The sequence below is a fragment of the Rahnella sp. AN3-3W3 genome (genome assembly GCF_003263545.1).
GTDB lineage: Bacteria > Pseudomonadota > Gammaproteobacteria > Enterobacterales > Enterobacteriaceae > Rahnella > Rahnella variigena.
Map to the genome: position 1 here is coordinate 54,310 of NZ_JYDG01000043.1, position 19,744 is coordinate 74,053.

Genomic DNA, 19,744 nt, shown 5'->3' on the forward strand with positions numbered 1-19,744 from the left:
CTTAAAATACCTCTTTCGCATTGTGGGCGGTGGCGATGGCGCGCAGGACTGCACGGGCTTTATTACGGGTTTCGTCGGCTTCAGCTTGCGGGACGGAATCCAGCACTACGCCGCCGCCTGCCTGCACGGTGGCAATGCCGTCTTCGACATAGGCTGAGCGGATCACGATGCAGGTATCTAAATCACCGTGAGCGGTGAAGTAGCCAACCGCGCCGCCGTAACTGCCACGACGTGTCTGCTCGGAGGCCGAAATCAACTGCATGGCGCGAACTTTCGGTGCGCCGGTCAGCGTGCCCATATTCATGACGGCCTGATAAGCATGCAGCACGTCGAGGTCATGACGCAGTGTGCCGACCACGCGGGACACCAGATGCATCACGAAAGAATAACGGTCAACTTTGGTCAGGTCGGCGACGTAACGGCTGCCAGGCTCACAGATACGCGCCAGATCGTTACGCGCTAAATCCACAAGCATCAGATGCTCGGCCAGTTCTTTATGATCGGTACGCATTTCCAGTTCGATACGGCTGTCGAGATCTAAATCCAGTGAACCGTCAGCACGGCGACCGCGCGGACGGGTGCCTGCAATCGGATAGATTTCGATCTGGCGATTCGTCGCGTCATATTTCAGCGCGCTCTCAGGCGATGCGCCGAACAACGTGAAATCGTTGTCCTGCATGAAAAACATGTACGGGCTCGGGTTGTTGTTTTTCAGCGTTTCATAAGCGGCCAGCGGAGCAGGGCACGGCAGTGAGAAACGACGTGAAGGCACGACCTGGAAAATTTCACCGGCGCGGATCGCCACTTTCATTTTCTCAACAACGGCACCGAACTCTTCGTCACTCTGGTTCACGCTCAGTTGCATTTCCGGCACGCTCTGATGCGGAATGGCGTGCGCCGGTAATTGCAGCTGATGTTGCAACTGTTCCAGACGCTCGTGCAGGCGCTGTTTCTCCTCAGCTGAAGGGGTAAACAAGCTGGCCTGCAAACGGCAGGAGCGGTTCTGATGGTCAAGCACCAGCAGGGTTTCTGCCAGATAGAAACAGAAATCCGGGCAGCGCTGGTCAGAAGGCAGTTGCGGTAAATCTTCGAAACCGGCGACCAGGTCATAAGCAAACAGACCGCCGAGGAACATCGCCTCGCGTTCATCAGCAGGCGTTTCAACTGAGGTCAGAATGCTGCGCAGTGCGTCAAATACGGAACGTGAACGCAGACGGGCATCTTCGTCCTGCATCTGGTCAATCACGGGGAAGCTCAGTTCGCGACCGTTCGGACGAACATCATTGCGGATTTCAGCCGGTAATGCGGCGTCAATCAGTGACAGTAAAGAAGCGCCGTTGGGGGTCAGTGCCTGAATGGAAACCCGGGAACCCAGCGCGGTGATGCGCAGGGCGCTGTCAACAATCAACAGGCTCTTCAGGTTTTCTTTGCTGGTCACTTCTGAGGATTCAAGCAGCAGCGTGGCCGGACGTGCGCCACAAAGCTGGTGGAAAATGGCCGTCGGGTCGCCGCGATAACTTCCTTCTGCGGTCAGCAATTCTAATCGTGGTTTCTGAATAGTCATTTTGCTTCCTGAAATTTTTTAACGTTTCTGTAAAACAGATTTCAAATAGACGGCCACAAAAAAGCCCGCATTATGCGGGCTTCGGAAATCTTGCAGCGTCTGATGACAGCTATGCGTGATTATTCCGCCCGCCAAAGGGAAGTACGCCACCAGCTGAGAACCGCCTTCATGTGAGTTTTCATCATCAGACACTCTTGTTTGTTTATGAAGCTAACGTCTTTAAAACGTAAGCTTTCTGAATCGGTTTGTCACGCTGTTCATTTCTGAACTGTCCCGTGAACTTGCGTACTAGTAAACTAGTTCAGCGATGTAAAGTCAACCCTCTTTTTCATGCACTTCCCCGCTTTAGTGCGGCTGTTTTGTGCAAAAAGTGTTATCGCACCGTTGCAGTGCATCACGTTCAGGTGAAAATCATCCCTAACGTGAAAAGCCCTAACGCGTTATGATGGGTGCTGCATTCCGAAACAGGTTAATCCCCCACGTGACAACGACTTTACCCGTAAACACTTCATCTTCAGCAGACGATCAGACCACCAGCACTGCATTCACGATTTACGATCTTCACAGCCATACCACGGCGTCGGACGGCTATTTAACGCCGGAAGCCCTGGTTGCGCGTGCGGTGGAAATGCGGGTGGGCGTTCTGGCGATCACCGATCACGACAGTACTGAAGGGCTGGCGCGGGCGGCACAGGCCATTGCTGAAAATCAGCTGCCGTTGCAACTGGTGAACGGTGTTGAAATTTCTACATTGTGGGAAAACCATGAAATTCACATCGTCGGGCTGGGCATCGACCCTTCGCATCCGGCGATGATCGCGTTACTGAAAGTACAGGCCGATTTGCGTCAGCAACGTGCGCAGGAAATGGGCCGTCGACTGGCGAAAGCGCGTATCGAAGGTGCATGGGAAGGCGCGTTGCGTCTGGCCGATGGCGGTGCTGTAACCCGGGCGCACTTTGCCCGCTATCTGGTGGAATTTGGTGCGGCTGACAATATCGCCCAGGTGTTCAAAAAATTCCTCGCCAAAGGCAAGACCGGCTACGTTCCGCCACAGTGGTGTACAATAGAACAAGCGATTGATGCGATTCATCAGTCTGGCGGACAGGCCGTGGTCGCCCATCCGGGGCGTTATGACTTGTCCACAAAATGGCTGAAACGCCTGCTCGCGTTCTTTGCAGAACAGGGCGGCGATGCCATGGAAGTCGCGCAGTGTCAGCAGGCACCCAATGAGCGTGCGCAACTGGCGGCTTACGCCCGTGACTATAATTTGCTCGCCTCACAGGGATCTGACTTCCATCAGCCTTGTTCGTGGATTGAGCTGGGGCGCAAACTTTGGCTTCCCGCAGGCGTTGAACCGGTATGGCAACACTGGCCGGTCGCCGGGAAACAGCCTGAAATTGAACCGGTCTGAAGCCCGACCGCAGAAGAAGAATTAAGAGGGAACAATGAGTCAATATTTTTATATTCACCCCGAAAATCCGCAGCCACGTCTGATTAATCAGGCAGTTGAATTGCTGCGCAAGGGCAATGTGATCGTTTATCCGACGGACTCAGGCTATGCGCTGGGTTGTCGTCTGGAAGAAAAGAACGCGATGGAGCGCATTTGCCGCATCCGTCAGTTAGACGGAAACCACAACTTTACTCTGATGTGCCGGGATCTCTCTGAGCTGTCCACTTACGCTTACGTGGATAATTCGGCATTTCGTCTGATCAAAAATAACACGCCGGGTAACTACACGTTCATTCTGAAAGCGACCAAAGAAGTGCCGCGTCGCCTGATGAGTGAGAAGCGTAAAACCATTGGTCTGCGCGTGCCGTCAAACCCGATTGCTGTCGCATTACTCGATGCACTGGGTGAGCCGCTGATGTCCACCACGCTGATGCTGCCGGGCAATGACTTTGCGGAATCTGATCCGGAAGACATCAAGGATAATTTAGGCAAGCTGGTTGATCTGGTCATCGACGGCGGATCCCTCGGTCAGCAACCGACCACGGTGATTGACCTGACTGAAGCGTCACCGGAAGTGATCCGTGAAGGCGCGGGCGATCCGGCACCTTTCCGCTGATCTTCCCGTGAGTTATATGTGGCAATTTGGTTGAAAAATAATCAGCCCGTAACGTCCTTAGCGGGATACAAATTACTGATAAATGTGTATAATGGCGGGCTGACTTTTTTGTAAGTCGTTGTATCACTTCGCAATAACTGAATTTTGGCGGGCAGATGGCGAATCACGTCATGCTGCCGGCTCCCCCCGACGCCTGTGAAGGCGACAAATGAGGCTGCTCAATGAGCGAGAAGTATAATTCCCAGAAGCACACCAGCGATAAAGCCAAACCGGCACGTCCATCTGGTGACAAGCCAAAAAGTGGCAGAAATTCCGGCGCAGCTAAAAGCCGTCCGGAACCGTCACGGGCTGAAAAGCGTGGCGAAAAGCCACGTACTGACAAACCACGTACAGATAAACCACGCAGCGACAAGCCGCGTTCAGACAAACCACGTTCTGACGCAGGCCGCGGCGATTCACGCACCGAGAACTCCCGTATTGAAAAACCACGTACAGGCAAACCGGGTCGTCCGGAAAATGCCCGTGGTGAAAAACCTCGCGCGCCGCTAAAACCGCGTGGTACCAAACCTAAAGCTGAAGCGCTGTTTGATGAAAACGGCGAAGAAGAAGAAGTGAAATACCAGAAGCCGAAGAACGCGCTGGACAGCACCGAAGGACAAAGCGAAAAGCTGCAAAAAGTCCTGGCGCGTGCTGGCCACGGTTCACGTCGTGAAGTTGAAGCGATGATCCAGGCGGGCCGCGTCAGCGTTGACGGTAAAATTTCTACGCTGGGCGACCGCGTGGAAGTCACCGGCGGCACCAAAATTCGTCTTGATGGCCACGTTCTGTCAGTGATGGAATCTCAGGACACTGTCTGCCGCGTGCTGGCGTACTACAAGCCGGAAGGCGAGTTGTGTACGCGCAGTGATCCGGAAGGCCGTTCGACCGTCTTTGACCGTCTGCCAAAAATGCGCGGTTCACGCTGGATTGCGGTAGGGCGTCTGGACGTTAACACCTCCGGCCTGCTGTTATTCACCACCGACGGTGAACTGGCTAACCGCCTGATGCACCCGAGCCGTGAAGTTGAGCGCGAATATGCCGTACGTGTGTTCGGTCAGGTTGATGATGAAAAAATCAAACAACTGAGCCGTGGCGTGCAGCTGGAAGACGGTCCTGCTGCATTCCGCTCGATCAAATTCCAGGGCGGCGAAGGCCTGAACCAGTGGTACAACGTGACCCTGACAGAAGGGCGTAACCGCGAAGTTCGTCGTCTGTGGGAAGCCGTTGGCGTGCAGGTCAGCCGTCTGATCCGCGTGCGTTATGGTGACCTGAACCTGCCTAAAGGCCTGCCTCGTGGCGGCTATAAAGAGCTGGATCTGCCAGACATCAACTATCTGCGCACACTGGTCGATATGACCGAAGAAACCGTCAGCAAACTGCCGGTTGAACGTGACCGTCGTCGTGTGAAAGCTAACCAGATCCGTCGTGCTGTTAAGCGCCACACTCAGGTTGCACCGGCACGTCGTGCAACCGGACCGGCAAAACGGGGTTAATCGCTGACAAGCGAGGCACTTGCGTCTATGCTCATAAACCGCAGTCAGTGACTGCGGTTTTTTTTGCTCAAAATTCAGGGCATAACGTCATTTATGACGAATGTTGAATTAACCAACAGAAAGCAAGGAGCCGATTATGATGCTGATCACCGGCGGTGCCCGCAGCGGCAAAAGCCGTTTTGCCGAGCAGGTGGCTGAAAAACGTGGCGGCGAGGTGCTGTATATCGCCACCTCGGTCGTGACCGATGCCGAAATGGCGGAGCGCATCCGTTATCACCAGCAACAACGTCCGGCTCACTGGCATACTTTTGAAAGCTATCGTGACCTGGGTAATGTTGTGCGTGCGCATCAGGCGCAGTTTCCGACCATTATTATCGAGTGCATCACGACGCTTATCACCAATCTTCTGTTTGATATTGCCGGTGAAACACCGCCGGAAGAGATGGATTTTGACGCGATAGAACAGCACATTTTTGCGCAAGTTGCACAGCTGATGGAAGCTGCGCAACATCCTGAATCCGAGGTGATTATTGTCACCAACGAAGTGGGCATGGGTATCGTGCCGGACAACCTGCTGGCGCGGCGTTTTCGTGATATCGCCGGGCGGGTAAATCAGCAACTGGCCGCCGCAGCGGACGACGTTTACCTGATTGTCTCAGGCATTCCGCTACCGGTAAAAATATCGGAATAAAACCACTCAGAAAAGGGAATTTATTATGGCTTTTTGGCGGCAGTTTCTGGCGATGTTGCAGTTTCTTACCCGCATTCCGGTGAAGGAACGATGGTGCGACGGCGTTGAACTGAAAGAGTATTCCCGCGGGATTGTCTGTTTTCCGCTGGTCGGACTGGTGATGGGTTTACTTACCGCGCTGGTATGGTGGACTGTCATGCCACATGTCGGCGCGCTTGTCGCGGCAATCGCCGTTGTCATCGCGCACATTATGCTGACCGGCGGTCTGCATCTCGACGGATTAGCTGACAGTTGCGACGGTTTGTTTTCGGTACGCAGCCGCGAGCGGATCCTTGAAATCATGCGCGACAGCCGCATCGGCACTAATGGCGCGCTGGCGCTGATTGTAGCCGTTGTACTGCGTACAGCGCTGATTTATCAGATGAGTGCGGACGGATTGCCGGTGCTGGCGCTTCTTATCGTCACGCCGGTTGTCGGGCGGGGCATGATGGCGGTGATGATGTACCGTCAGGCTTATGCCCGCGAATCGGGAATGGGCAATTTATTTATCGGTAAAATCAGTGAAGGGCGCTTCGGTGTCACATTGCTGCTGATGACGGCGCTCGTGTTGTTCATCGGCGGGTTATCATCCCTGTTTGCATTGCTGGTGACGCTGCTGTTTGTCTTCGGCTTCCGGCGTTTTGTTGCCAGCCGCATTGGCGGTCAGACCGGTGACACCCTGGGGGCAGCGTGCGAATTAAGTGAACTGGTCTTCCTGTTTTTCCTGCTATGGCACTGAGATAAAGGACAAAATAATGAAACTGTATCTGATACGGCACGGACAAACTCAGGCTAATGTAAGCGGCGTTTTTTGCGGCAGCAGCGACATTGCGCTGACTGCTGAAGGTGAGCGACAGGCGCAGCACGTCGGCCGCCAGCTGGCTTCTGTGCCACTCGATGCGCTGATCCACACCGATATGCGCCGCAGCCGCGATACGGCGGCGATAATTGCTCACGGACGCGAACTGATGATGGAAACTCAGCCTCTGTTGCAAGAGATGGCGTTTGGCGACTGGGAAATGCGCCATCACAAGGAGCTGGAAGCCTCGCAGGCTGAAGGTTATCAGGCCTGGTGTCAGGACTGGCAAAAGGCCGATGTCCCGCAGGGCGAATCTTTTACAGATTTCACCCTGCGTATCCGTCAGGCTTTGCAGCAGCTGCATTTGCGTCCACAGGTAAGCCGGTTAGCGATCGTAGCGCATCAGGGTTCGCTCAGCCTGTTGCTGGCGATGATGCTCAAACTGGCACCCTCCGACATGTGGCGCTTCCCGTTTAAGCAGGGCTGCCTGTGTGAAATCGATCTCAGTCATGGCGCTTGTGTGATCCAGCGTTTTAACGACAGCGGTATTTAACTTTTTAAAATAATAAGGACAACCCGATGGCTTCGCTGGCAAATATCCTCCGTCAGATTGCTGAACCTGATACACAGGCCGCGCAGAAGGCGGCACAACGGCTCGACAGTCTGGTTAAACCGCTGGGCAGCCTTGGCCGCCTGGAACAACTGGCGATCCAGCTGGCCTCCATTCGTGGCAATCAGCCGTTGCATTTTCCGAGCAAAGAAGTGCTGGTGATGGCTGCCGATCACGGTGTGTGGCAGGAAGGTGTCACGCCGTCTCCGCAGGTTGTAACTGCCATTCAGGCGGTGAATATTGTGCAGGGGAAAGCCGGGGTTTCCGTGCTGGCGAGAGCGGCCGGTGCGCAGGTTACGCTGATTGACTGCGGGATCATTGGGCCGGATATTCCTGGTACGCTCAACCATAAAGTGGCGCAGGGAACGGGAAATATTGCCACCGGCCCGGCGATGACGCGCGAACAGGCTGAGTCATTGCTGATCTGGAGTGCAGAACGGGTGATAGCTAAAGCTGAAAGCGGCTTATCGCTGCTGGCTGTCGGCGAACTCGGTATGGCAAATACCACGCCCGCAGCGGCGATGGTCGCGGTGCTGACCGGTGCTCAGCCTGCGCAAACAGTCGGACTGGGTGCGAATCTGCCACCGGACAGACTGGCGCATAAAATCAGCGTGGTGGAAAAAGCCATTGCGGTCAATCAGCCTGATCCGTCAGATGCAATGGATGTGATGGCGAAAGTGGGGGGCTTTGAACTGGTGGCGATGGCGGGTGCCATGATGGGAGCGGCAGCTGCCGGTATTCCGCTGGTGCTGGATGGTTTTCTTTCTTACGCATCCGCGCTGGCGGCATGCCAGATTGCGCCTGCGCTGAAACCCTATCTCATTCCTTCACATCTTTCGGCAGAGCAGGGCGCGACGCTGGCGCTTGAAGCACTGGGCCTGACACCGTATTTTGATCTGAACCTGCGGCTGGGCGAAGGCAGCGGCGCGGCGCTCGCGTTACCGCTGATTGATGCCGCCTGCGCGATTCATAACGAAATGGCGACGCTGGCAGAATGTCAGATTGAGCTTTAACCGGTGAAACAGGGCGTCACCAGTCGATGCCCTGTTGCGCCATAATACCGGCGTCAAAGGCATGTTTTACCGGCCGAAGTTCGCTGACGGTATCGGCCATTTCCAGCAAATCACGATGACAACCACGTCCGGTAATAATCACCGTCTGGTGCGCCGGACGGGCATTTAGCGCGTCCACCACATCCTGTAAATCCAGATAGCCGAAACTGACCATGTAGGTCAGTTCATCGAGCACCACCAGATCCAACGCGGCATCGGCCAGCATGCGTTTGCCGTGCTGCCAGACAGCCTGACAGGCTTCGGTATCGGTCTCTTTATTCTGCGTCTCCCAGGTAAAACCGGTCGCCATCACCTGAAATTCTACGCCGTGCGGCTCGAGCAGGTTCTTCTCGCCGTTCGGCCATTCACCCTTGATAAACTGGATCACTGCCGCACGCATACCATGCCCGACCGCGCGGGTGACGGTACCAAAGGCCGCGGTGGTTTTGCCCTTACCGTTGCCGGTAAAAACAATCAAAATGCCGCGCTGTTCTTTGGCAGCATCAATACGTGCGTCAACCTGTTCTTTCAGTTTTTGCTGGCGCTGCTTGTGGCGATCTTCGGTCATCAGTGGCTCCGTGATTATTCTGCCGGACCGGCTTTACGCCCCGGCTGGGCATCAAAACTGATACCGGTTTTACGGCGGCTGTCATCGCCCATCAGGTAAAGATACAACGGCATGATGTCGGCCGGTGTTTTGAGTTTATCTTTGTTTTCATCGGGGAACGCCGAGGCACGCATGCTGGTGCGCGTACCGCCCGGATTGATGCAGTTGACGCGCAAACCGGTATGCTTATGTTCTTCAGCCAGCACCTGCATCATGCCTTCGGTGGCGAATTTGGACACGGCGTAGGCACCCCAGCCGCTGCGACCTTCGCGTCCCACGCTGGAGGTGGTGAAGACCAGAGAAGAGCTGGCGGATTTCAGCATCAGCGGCAGTAACGCCTGCGTCAGCATAAAGGTTGCATTCACGTTAACCTGCATCACGTTCATCCAGTCCTGCAACTGAATTTCGGCCATCGGCATAATCTCAGTCAGCAAGCCTGCATTGTGCAAAACGCCGTCGAGATGCGGTACCCATTGCGCGATTTGATCGGCAACGCGCTGGCAATCCTGCTGGCTGGCGGTCAGTAAATCCAGTGCATAAATAAAAGCCGGGCGCAGGTTTCTTGCCGCAATTTCCTGCTGCACGCTGGCCAGTTTGCTCTCAGTGCGACCCAGCAAAATCAGCTGCGCGCCGAAGCGGGCGTAGGTCAGGGCGGCTTCGCGACCAATGCCGTCGCCAGCGCCGGTAATGAGAATAATGCGGTTATTGAGCAAATCAGATTTAGGATGGTAATGCACAGTCAGTCCTCTTAAACAGGGTGCGATGTGGCGGCAAATGGCCGTCATCACATCTGGCGCACTTAATATCAAAAATGCCGGGAACGGGAGAAATTGCGCTCAACCGGGATCCGACATTTGGCGAAAATTTGGGGTGTTTTGGCAGTGATCACCGCTTGTATGCCTCAAATGGGCATGAGTTTCAATGATTAACCTAAAAACGGACAGTTCTTTTGTAACAAAATTGGAACACTGACGCACTCAGTTTTACGTACGATTGACAATGTCATATTCAAACAAGACGCCGCAGCGACGATTGTCTAGAATGTTCAACATCTTTCTGACCACGGTTTTATGACCACATAGATAAGGCGGTTTTGTGGATTTACTTTCTCTTTATGGGCTGTTTTTGGCCAAAGTTGTGACCGTAGTGATCGCCATCGGCGCACTGATCATTCTGGTGATTGGCCTTCGTCACCGTAAATCTCACAGCAAAGGTGAGTTACAGCTGATCGACTTAGGCGAACAGTACCGCGAAATGCAACGTGAAATGCGCAGTGCGCGTATGAATCCTGCCGAGCTGAAAATTCGCAGCAAGGAACTGAAGAATAAAGACAAAGCGGAAGCCAAACAGAAAAAACTGCAGGCAAAAACCGGTGGCTCGAAAAGCAAACCGTGCCTGTATGTGCTCGATTTTAAAGGCAGTATGGATGCCCACGAAGTCACGTCGCTGCGTGAAGAAATTTCGGCGGTTCTGGCGGTGGCGACACCGGAAGACGAAGTGCTGCTGCGCCTCGAAAGTCCGGGCGGGGTGGTACACGGCTATGGCCTTGCGGCCTCACAACTGGTTCGCCTGCGTCAGAGCGGGATCCGCCTGACCGTTGCCGTGGATAAAGTAGCCGCCAGCGGCGGTTATATGATGGCGTGCGTGGCGGACAGAATCGTTGCCGCGCCGTTTGCCATCATCGGTTCCATCGGTGTTGTGGCGCAAATCCCTAACTTCAACCGTTTGCTGAAAAAGAACGACATTGATATTGAGTTGCATACGGCGGGTGAGTTCAAACGGACGCTGACGTTGCTGGGTGAAAACACCGAGGAAGGGCGCGAGAAATTCCGTGAAGACCTGAACGAAACGCATGTGCTATTCAAGGAATTCGTGCATCAGAACCGTCCTTCACTGGACATTAATGCGGTAGCGACCGGCGAACACTGGTTCGGTACGCAGGCACGAGAAAATGGTCTGATTGACGCGATCGGTACCAGTGATGATTTACTGATTGCTGAAATGAAAAATCATGAAGTGATCGCGGTGCGTTACAGCCGCCGTAAACGCATGATGGACCGGTTTACCGGCAGTGCGGCAGAAAGCGCCGATCGCCTGTTTCTGCGCTGGTTGCAGCGCAGTCAGAAGCCGTTACTGTAACGCCTGAACGGGCAGAACGTTAATGGTTGTTGCTGAGCATTAAAAGCAAAAAGGGACATTATTGTCCCTTTTTTATTGTCCCGATTTACTGCAAGAGATAATCGGTAACGCTTACCTTTATTAGTCTTTTTTTACGCTTAATCGACGAGATGGTATTTTTCTGAAAAAAGATGCGCCAGATGTTTAAACATATTAAATACCGCCGTGGTTTTTCTGGTCGGTAAACCGTCGTCATCCATGAAAAACTCCCCGCGGAAAACCAGCACATTGCCTTTCTGCTCAACGTCTGTCGCCAGCATTCCGTGCATGTAATCTTCGTGCTCACGGATAACCTTATTCGCCTCGACCAGTAAAGCTTCGCGACTAATTGCCGATGTATTTTCGTGCATGATATTTACTCCCCACTATAATTGCTGACGTTATTGTAATCCCGCGACGGAGAAAACCGCAAATCTGCTGTGGGTAATCCACCTGAACGGTTGATTGTTATTTGTACTAAACAGTCAAGAGTTTGCACGGATTGGCGAAAAGAGCGTTTACGTGTTAATTAGTTTGCGTGACGATTTTAATCAGGTAGAGTGTGGGATTTTGTGGCTTCAGGTGGAATGTTTTGTTTACGCTTGGTCATTATTTGACATAAAAATGGGCGCATTCTGCTGAGCCCTGTCTGGTTAATCCCTTGCAGAATCAGTGTTTTGAACCTCTGGAAGTCAGTTCGCTCCTTCTTTTAAAGAAATGAGTTGACGTTCTGACTCACTGCCGCAATATAAAAAAAGACGTGATATTGTGCCGCGGCATAACTAGACAAAATCTTCTTCAGTTGATGAAGAATCATTCAGGTAAAGGTAATTATGGGCAAAGCTCTCGTAATAGTTGAGTCCCCGGCAAAAGCCAAAACGATTAATAAATATTTAGGAAATGACTACGTGGTTAAGTCCAGCGTCGGTCATATCCGTGATTTACCGACCAGTGGATCCGCTGCTAAAAAAACCGCCGTCTCAACCGAAGAAAAAACAAAGAAAAAAGTAAAAAAGGATGAGAAAACTGCGCTGGTTAATCGCATGGGCGTCGATCCGTTTCATGGCTGGACTGCTCAATACGAAATACTTCCCGGTAAAGAAAAGGTTGTTGCTGAGTTAAAAGCGTTAGCGGAAAAAGCTGACCACATCTATCTCGCAACCGACCTTGACCGCGAAGGAGAGGCGATTGCCTGGCATTTGCGGGAAGTGATTGGCGGTGATGAAAAACGTTTCAGCCGCGTGGTATTTAACGAAATTACCAAAAACGCGATTCAGAATGCCTTCAAAGAACCCGGCGAACTGAATATTGATCGTGTTAATGCTCAGCAGGCGCGTCGCTTTATGGACCGCGTGGTGGGTTACATGGTGTCCCCGCTGCTGTGGAAGAAAATTGCCCGTGGTTTATCCGCTGGCCGTGTTCAGTCCGTGGCAGTGCGTCTGGTCGTGGAACGCGAGAAAGAAATCAAAGCGTTCGTGCCGGAAGAATACTGGGAATTGCATGCAGATTTGCTGGCGAAGAAAGAAACCGCCCTGCAAATGGAAGTCACGCATCACCTGGAAAAACCGTTTAAGCCGGTGAATAAGGAACAGACTCACGCAGCCGTTTCGCTGCTTGAGAAAGCGCGCTACACCGTGGTTGATCGTGAAGACAAACCGACCAGCAGCAAACCGGGTGCGCCGTTCATTACTTCTACGTTGCAACAGGCTGCCAGTACGCGTCTGAGCTTCGGTGTGAAGAAAACCATGATGATGGCCCAGCGTCTGTACGAAGCCGGTCACATTACCTATATGCGTACTGACTCCACCAACCTGAGCCAGGACGCGGTGGAAATGGTACGCGGCTATATTGGCGAGAATTTCGGCGATAAATACCTGCCGAAAGCCCCGCTGCAGTACAGCAACAAAGAGAACTCTCAGGAAGCGCACGAAGCGATTCGTCCTTCTGATGTGGCCGTTGTTTCCGAACAGCTGAAAGATATGGAAGCGGATGCACAGCGCCTGTATCAGTTGATCTGGCGCCAGTTTGTGGCGTGTCAGATGACACCAGCTCAGTACGATTCCACCACGCTGACGGTTAAAGCCGGTGATTATTCCCTGCGTGCCAAAGGCCGTACGCTGCGTTTTGATGGCTGGACCAAAGTGATGCCTGCGTTGCGTAAAGGCGACGAAGACAGAACCTTACCGGCGATTGAAGTGGGCACTGAACTGGAGCTGCAACAACTGCTGCCAACTCAGCACTTCACCAAGCCGCCTGCGCGTTTCAGCGAAGCATCACTGGTTAAAGAGCTGGAAAAACGTGGCATTGGCCGTCCGTCTACTTATGCGTCGATCATTTCGACCATTCAGGATCGCGGTTACGTACACGTTGAAAACCGTCGTTTCTATGCCGAGAAAATGGGCGAAATCGTCACCGATCGTCTGGAAGAAAACTTCCGCGAACTGATGAACTACGATTTCACCGCACGCATGGAAGACGGGCTGGATCAGGTCGCTAATAACAAGGCGGAATGGAAAGCGGTTCTCGATGAATTCTTCAGTGAATTCAGCCAGCAGTTAGAAACCGCCGAGAAAGATCCTGAGGAAGGCGGTATGCGCCCTAATCAGATGGTACTGACCAGCATCGAATGCCGACCTGTGGCCGTCCGATGGGGATCCGCACCGCCAGCACCGGCGTCTTCCTGGGTTGTTCCGGTTATGCGTTGCCGCCGAAAGAGCGCTGCAAAACCACCATCAACCTGATTGCTGATGCCGAAGTGCTCAACATTCTGGAAGGCGACGAAGCCGAAGCCAATGCGCTGCGTGCGAAACGTCGTTGCGGCAAATGCGGCACGGCGATGGACAGCTATCTCATCGACAATCAGCGTAAATTGCATGTCTGCGGTAATAACCCGGAATGTGATGGCTACGAAATCGAGCAGGGCGAGTTCCGCATTAAGGGCTATGACGGCCCGATCGTTGAGTGCGAGAAATGTGGTTCTGAGATGCACCTGAAAATGGGGCGTTTCGGTAAGTACATGGGCTGTACCAACGACGAGTGTAAAAACACCCGTAAGATCTTACGTAACGGTGACGTTGCACCGCCGAAAGAAGATCCGGTTCCATTGCCAGAATTGCCGTGTGAGAAATCAGACGCCTATTTCGTTCTGCGTGATGGTGCGGCAGGGGTCTTCCTGGCGGCCAATACTTTCCCTAAATCGCGCGAAACCCGCGCACCGCTGGTGGAAGAACTGAAACGCTTTAAAGATCGTCTGCCGGAAAAACTGAGCTATCTGGCCGATGCGCCAGTCGCTGACCCGGAAGGTAATAAATCGATGGTACGTTTCAGCCGCAAGACTAAGCAGCAGTACGTATCCTCTGAGAAAGACGGTAAAGCCACTGGCTGGACGGCGTTCTTTGTTGATGGTAAATGGGTCGAAGGCAAAAAATAATTATCGCCGTCATAATTCAACGTGCCGATGCATTGGCTGCGCTCAGTCACCCCTGTCACAGGGTTAGCCCTGTGACAGGGGATGCAAGTGTTTGCCGCCTTGCTGCGACTTGAATTATTTAGGCGATAACCGAATGACTGCATCCTGTTGCGCAGTTGTAAAAAACCAGTCCTCCGGGCTGGTTTTTTTATTGCATTAAGATCTATCATCGCTGAGTTCTGTGTATTTTTATTATCAGTCTGCGACAGACCACGATTATCGTTATGTTCTTCGGGTATACATGACGTTAATAATTGATATAATTGTTATATAAAATTTATTCTTATGCACTTAAGTAATAAGTTAATGCGTCTGGGGCATAAAAACGGTGCGTTCACAGACTTCCGGTAGTCGATAAAAAAATCATTTCCAGACTGTTCAGCCAACGGATGAACAGGGATGGCGACAGGGTTTGAAACCAGGGTGGTATGAGATATGAAATTGCAGCAACTGCGCTACATCGTAGAGGTTGTTAATCACAATCTGAACGTCAGTTCGACGGCAGAAGGCCTGTACACGTCGCAGCCGGGTATCAGTAAACAGGTTCGCATGCTGGAAGATGAACTGGGGATCCAGATTTTTTCGCGCAGTGGCAAACATCTCACGCAGGTGACTCCCGCCGGGCAGGAAATTATCCGTATTGCCCGTGAAGTCTTGTCTAAAGTGGATGCCATCAAAGCCGTGGCTGGCGAGCACACCTACCCGGACAAAGGGTCGTTGTATGTGGCGACCACGCACACGCAGGCACGTTATGCCCTGCCGAATGTGATTAAAGGCTTTATCGAGCGTTACCCGCGCGTTTCGCTGCATATGCATCAGGGTTCTCCGACTCAGATTGCTGAAGCCGTTTCCAAAGGTAATGCGGATTTCGCTATCGCCACCGAAGCCTTGCATCTTTATGATGACCTGGTGATGTTGCCTTGTTACCACTGGAACCGTGCGGTCGTGGTTCAGCCGGATCATCCGCTGGCGGGCAAAGAGAAAGTCACCATCGAAGAACTGGCCGCTTATCCTATCGTCACGTATACCTTCGGCTTTACCGGCCGCTCCGAACTGGATACCGCGTTTAACCGCGCCGGTCTGACGCCACGCATTGTTTTCACTGCCACCGATGCCGACGTGATCAAAACTTATGTACGTCTGGGGCTCGGCGTCGGGGTGATCGCCAGTATGGCGGTGGATCCGGTGCAAGATCCGGATCTGGTCACCGTCGATGCGCGCGATATCTTCACCTACAGCACCACTAAAATCGGTTTCCGCCGCAGTACGTTCCTGCGCAGTTACATGTACGATTTTATCCAGCGCTTTGCGCCGCATCTGACGCGTGATGTAGTGGATTCCGCCATTTCCTTGCGATCCAACGAAGATATTGAAGAGATGTTTAAAGACATCAAATTGCCGGTGAAATAAACCGCAACATTTTCTTTGCTGACCGCCAGTCCCGCCGCCTCTGATGATGCTGCGGGATTTTTTTTTGTCTGTTGAACACTTTGAGCTGTTATCGGAATGTTAACAATTATTTGTGTTATCTTTAACTATGCACTTATAAGCCAGCGGGTTATTCCTTAAGGCCACGCTGAGCGCTAAAGGAGAAGCTATGTCGTCTATTCGCAAGAACAGTCTGGATAAGCTGGCGGTCCAGAACAAGGAGTTCCACTACTACAGCCTGCCACTCGCAGCCAAAACGCTGGGTGATATCCAGCGCCTGCCTAAATCCCTCAAAGTGTTACTCGAAAATCTGCTGCGCCATGTCGATGGCGACACAGTCACGGAAAGTGATTTACAGGAACTGGTCAGCTGGCAGAAAACCGGCCATGCGGACAGGGAAATTGCTTACCGCCCGGCGCGCGTTCTGATGCAGGACTTCACCGGTGTACCCGCCGTGGTCGATCTGGCGGCAATGCGTCAGGCGGTCAAACGGCTTGGCGGTAACGTCGAACAGGTAAACCCGTTATCGCCTGTAGATCTGGTTATCGACCACTCCGTAACGGTCGATGAATTTGGTGATGATCAGGCCTTTGATGAAAACGTCCGCCTTGAAATGGAGCGTAATAACGAGCGCTACCAGTTCCTGCGCTGGGGACAAAAAGCCTTCAACCGTTTCCGCGTGGTTCCGCCCGGCACTGGTATCTGTCATCAGGTCAACCTTGAGTACCTCGGGCAAACGGTCTGGTATGAAGAACAGGATGGCAAAACGGTCGCCTATCCCGACACACTGGTCGGCACCGATTCGCACACCACCATGATCAACGGGTTGGGTATTTTAGGCTGGGGCTGCGGCGGTATCGAAGCCGAAGCGGCCATGCTCGGACAACCGGTTTCCATGCTGATCCCGGATGTTGTCGGGTTCAAACTCACCGGTAAATTACGCGAAGGCATCACCGCGACTGACCTGGTGTTAACGGTCACGCAGATGCTGCGCAAACACGGCGTGGTGGGCAAATTTGTCGAATTCTACGGTGACGGACTGGCTGACTTACCACTGGCCGACCGCGCCACCATTGCCAATATGTCGCCGGAATTCGGTGCCACCTGCGGATTCTTCCCGGTGGATGACGTCACCCTGAGTTATATGAAACTCAGTGGCCGCAGCGACGAGCAAATCGAACTGGTGAAGGCCTATTCTCAGGTTCAGGGCTTGTGGCGTAATGCCGGTGATGAGCCGGTGTTTACGAGTACGCTGGCGCTGGATATGGGTGAAGTCGAGCCGAGTCTGGCCGGGCCGAAACGACCGCAGGATCGCGTGGCACTGCCCAACGTTCCCAAAGCGTTTAAAGCGGCGACGGAACTGGAGCTGGGCAACAGCAAAGCGGGGCGCAGCGATAAAGAGACGTTCACGCTGGACGGGCAGCATTATGCCCTGACCACCGGCGCGGTGGTGATTGCCGCCATCACCTCTTGTACCAACACCTCGAACCCGAGCGTGCTGATGGCGGCCGGTTTGCTGGCCAAAAATGCTGCTGAAAAAGGTCTCACCAGTAAGCCGTGGGTGAAAACCTCGCTGGCGCCGGGTTCTAAAGTGGTGACCGATTATCTTAATGCCGCCGGTCTGATGCCGTATCTGGAACAACTCGGATTTAATCTGGTGGGTTACGGATGTACAACCTGTATCGGTAACTCCGGGCCGTTGCCAGAACCGGTTGAATCGGCGATTAAAGCCGGTGATCTGACGGTCGGTGCGGTTCTTTCCGGTAACCGTAACTTCGAAGGGCGTATTCATCCGCTGATTAAAACCAACTGGCTGGCTTCACCGCCGCTGGTGGTGGCTTACGCGCTGGCGGGGAATATGAATGTCGATCTGACGACCGATGCGCTCGGCGAGGACAAAGACGGCAAGCCGGTGTATCTGAAAGATATCTGGCCTTCTGCTAATGACATTGCCAATGCGGTCGGGCAGGTGACGACGGAAATGTTCCACAAAGAATATGCCGAAGTCTTCAACGGAGATGCCAGCTGGCAGGCGATTCAGGTTGACGGCACGCCGACCTACACCTGGCAGGAAGATTCCACTTACATCCGCCATCCGCCGTTCTTCAGTGATATGAAAGCCGAACCGGATGCGCTCGAAGACATCAAAGATGCCCGTATTCTGGCGATTCTGGCGGACTCCGTCACTACCGACCACATTTCACCAGCCGGTAATATTAAGGCGGAAAGCCCGGCGGGGCTGTATCTCAAACAGCATGGTGTCGAACCAAAAGCCTTTAACTCTTATGGTTCACGCCGTGGTAACCATGAAGTCATGATGCGCGGTACATTCGCCAACATCCGTATCAAAAACGAAATGGTGCCGGGTGTGGAGGGCGGTTATACCCGTCATATTCCTTCGCAGGATCAGCTGGCGATTTACGATGCCGCGATGCGTTATCAGCATGAAAGTGTGCCGACGGCGGTGATTGCGGGTAAAGAATACGGTTCGGGTTCAAGCCGTGACTGGGCAGCAAAGGGACCGCGTCTTCTTGGCGTGCGCGTCGTTATCGCCGAATCTTTCGAACGTATTCACCGTTCGAATCTGATCGGGATGGGGATTCTACCGCTCGAATTCCCGCAGGGTGTGACCCGTAAAACGCTGAAACTGACCGGCGACGAGCAGATTAGTGTCAGCGGATTACAAACCCTGACGCTGGGGCAGGACGTCGCGGTGCATATCGTTTATGCCGACGGGCATAAAGAAACGGTCGATGCCCGCTGTCGTATTGATACCGGCAATGAGCTGACGTACTTCCAGAACGGCGGCATTCTGCATTATGTGATCCGCAAAATGCTGTAATACCTGACCTTCTGCCATAAAAAAGGGCACCTTCTTAAGGTGCCCTTAATATTTTCATCGGACTATATAGCCGTTACTTATCGAGCAGGTGACCCATTTTGGCTGCTTTGGTCGACAGGTAGCGCTCGTTTTCCGGATTACGGCCCACGATCAACGGGACGCGTTCGGTAATATGGATCCCGGCTTCAGTCAGAATTTCGACTTTCTTCGGATTGTTGGTCAGCAGACGAACGGAATCCACGCCGAGCAGTTTGAACATGTCCGCACACAGCGTGAAGTCACGCTCGTCAGCGGCAAACCCGAGCTGGTGGTTGGCTTCGACGGTGTCGTAGCCTTTGTCCTGCAGCGCATAAGCACGGATTTTATTGAGCAAGCCGATGTTACGGCCTTCCTGACGGTGATACATCAGGATACCGCGGCCTTCCTCAGCAATGTGATTCAGTGCTGCTTCGAGCTGAAAACCACAGTCACAGCGCAGGCTGAATAAAGCATCACCGGTCAGACATTCAGAGTGAACTCGCGCAAGAACGGGTGTTTCACCGCTGATGTCACCAAAAACTAACGCCAGGTGGTCGTGCCCGGTGGCCAATTCTTCAAAACCCACCATCAGGAAATCGCCCCAAGGTGTTGGCAGATTGGCTTCTGCCACCCGTTTCAGCTGCATTTTACGCTCCAAAAAAACCACAAATAGTCTTGATTCACAGTGAGTATTTTACTTGTTGATGCGCATCCTACGTTCAGATGCGGCCTGTGGATAGGGAATCGGTGCCTTTCCATCATGACAGGGCACCATTTTGCCACAGTTTGCTGTTCATTTTAGCGGGAATATTTGAACGATTAGTTAATAAGATATGAATTATAACTGCATCCTCAACAATCGAAGCATTG

Annotated in this window: 15 protein-coding genes, 1 pseudogene and 1 other annotated feature; of the genes and pseudogenes, 11 read left to right on the plus strand and 5 right to left on the minus strand. The window is 53.1% G+C overall.

Translation table 11 applies throughout. The features are described 5' to 3' along the window. Position 1 precedes the first annotated feature (1 nt). Entirely contained in the window at positions 2 to 1,564 is a 1,563-nt protein-coding gene (locus UC15_RS13020) for an anthranilate synthase component 1 (RefSeq protein ID WP_112288840.1), read from the minus strand. A gap of 55 nt (positions 1,565 to 1,619) precedes the next feature. Then, positions 1,620 to 1,722 (minus strand) — a sequence feature (Trp leader region). Between the two features lie 392 nt (positions 1,723 to 2,114). Between UC15_RS13020 and UC15_RS13025 the strand changes: the two genes are divergently transcribed. The 7 genes from UC15_RS13025 (at position 2,115) to cobT (ending at position 8,314) form a co-directional block, all read left to right on the plus strand. After that, positions 2,115 to 2,975 carry a PHP domain-containing protein gene (locus tag UC15_RS13025; protein ID WP_255563942.1) on the plus strand — a complete coding sequence of 287 codons (861 nt, stop codon included), beginning with the start codon at positions 2,115 to 2,117 and terminating at the stop codon, positions 2,973 to 2,975. Between the two features lie 34 nt (positions 2,976 to 3,009). Further along, positions 3,010 to 3,630, plus strand: coding sequence for an L-threonylcarbamoyladenylate synthase (locus UC15_RS13030; RefSeq protein ID WP_112288841.1), 621 nt, complete (start codon positions 3,010 to 3,012; stop codon positions 3,628 to 3,630). Between the two features lie 611 nt (positions 3,631 to 4,241). Beyond that, on the plus strand, positions 4,242 to 5,162 hold the full coding sequence (gene rluB / locus UC15_RS13035) for a 23S rRNA pseudouridine(2605) synthase RluB (RefSeq protein WP_232829875.1): 921 nt from the start codon (positions 4,242 to 4,244) through the stop codon (positions 5,160 to 5,162). Between the two features lie 136 nt (positions 5,163 to 5,298). Continuing rightward, entirely contained in the window at positions 5,299 to 5,853 is a 555-nt protein-coding gene (gene cobU / locus UC15_RS13040; protein WP_112288843.1) for a bifunctional adenosylcobinamide kinase/adenosylcobinamide-phosphate guanylyltransferase, read from the plus strand. A 25-nt stretch (positions 5,854 to 5,878) separates the two neighbouring features. Then, on the plus strand, positions 5,879 to 6,631 hold the full coding sequence (gene cobS / locus UC15_RS13045; RefSeq protein WP_112288844.1) for an adenosylcobinamide-GDP ribazoletransferase: 753 nt from the start codon (positions 5,879 to 5,881) through the stop codon (positions 6,629 to 6,631). Between the two features lie 16 nt (positions 6,632 to 6,647). Further along, the gene (gene cobC, locus UC15_RS13050) at positions 6,648 to 7,244 is read left to right on the plus strand and encodes an alpha-ribazole phosphatase (RefSeq protein WP_112288845.1); all 597 of its coding nucleotides are present in this window, start codon (positions 6,648 to 6,650) and stop codon (positions 7,242 to 7,244) included. A 26-nt stretch (positions 7,245 to 7,270) separates the two neighbouring features. Continuing rightward, the gene (gene cobT, locus UC15_RS13055) at positions 7,271 to 8,314 is read left to right on the plus strand and encodes a nicotinate-nucleotide--dimethylbenzimidazole phosphoribosyltransferase (RefSeq protein ID WP_112288846.1); all 1,044 of its coding nucleotides are present in this window, start codon (positions 7,271 to 7,273) and stop codon (positions 8,312 to 8,314) included. A 16-nt stretch (positions 8,315 to 8,330) separates the two neighbouring features. Here the strand turns inward: cobT and cobO are convergent, their stop codons facing one another. Next, entirely contained in the window at positions 8,331 to 8,921 is a 591-nt protein-coding gene (gene cobO / locus UC15_RS13060; protein ID WP_112288847.1) for a cob(I)yrinic acid a,c-diamide adenosyltransferase, read from the minus strand. Between the two features lie 14 nt (positions 8,922 to 8,935). Next, positions 8,936 to 9,697: a YciK family oxidoreductase gene (locus tag UC15_RS13065; RefSeq protein ID WP_112288848.1), complete on the minus strand. Its 762-nt coding sequence runs from the start codon at positions 9,695 to 9,697 to the stop codon at positions 8,936 to 8,938. 358 nt (positions 9,698 to 10,055) lie between these two features. On the opposite strand from UC15_RS13065, the gene sohB reads away from it, so the two are divergent. Further along, positions 10,056 to 11,099, plus strand: coding sequence for a protease SohB (gene sohB / locus UC15_RS13070; RefSeq protein WP_112288849.1), 1,044 nt, complete (start codon positions 10,056 to 10,058; stop codon positions 11,097 to 11,099). A 137-nt stretch (positions 11,100 to 11,236) separates the two neighbouring features. Here sohB and UC15_RS13075 read toward each other — a convergent pair whose 3' ends face one another. Continuing rightward, complete coding sequence (locus tag UC15_RS13075; RefSeq protein WP_112288850.1) at positions 11,237 to 11,488, minus strand: YciN family protein; 252 nt, start codon at positions 11,486 to 11,488, stop codon at positions 11,237 to 11,239. Between the two features lie 462 nt (positions 11,489 to 11,950). Between UC15_RS13075 and topA the strand changes: the two are divergent. From topA to acnA, 3 genes and pseudogenes are all read left to right on the plus strand, one after another. Then, positions 11,951 to 14,547: pseudogene (gene topA / locus UC15_RS13080) on the plus strand (type I DNA topoisomerase). A 474-nt stretch (positions 14,548 to 15,021) separates the two neighbouring features. Further along, positions 15,022 to 15,996 (plus strand): HTH-type transcriptional regulator CysB, encoded by a 975-nt coding sequence (gene cysB, locus UC15_RS13085; protein ID WP_112288851.1) that lies wholly within the window; start codon positions 15,022 to 15,024, stop codon positions 15,994 to 15,996. A 187-nt stretch (positions 15,997 to 16,183) separates the two neighbouring features. Continuing rightward, complete coding sequence (gene acnA, locus UC15_RS13090) at positions 16,184 to 18,856, plus strand: aconitate hydratase AcnA (RefSeq protein ID WP_112288852.1); 2,673 nt, start codon at positions 16,184 to 16,186, stop codon at positions 18,854 to 18,856. 73 nt (positions 18,857 to 18,929) lie between these two features. Here acnA and ribA read toward each other — a convergent pair whose 3' ends face one another. Then, the gene (gene ribA / locus UC15_RS13095; RefSeq protein ID WP_095921676.1) at positions 18,930 to 19,520 is read right to left on the minus strand and encodes a GTP cyclohydrolase II; all 591 of its coding nucleotides are present in this window, start codon (positions 19,518 to 19,520) and stop codon (positions 18,930 to 18,932) included. Between the last annotated feature and the right edge of the window lie 224 nt (positions 19,521 to 19,744).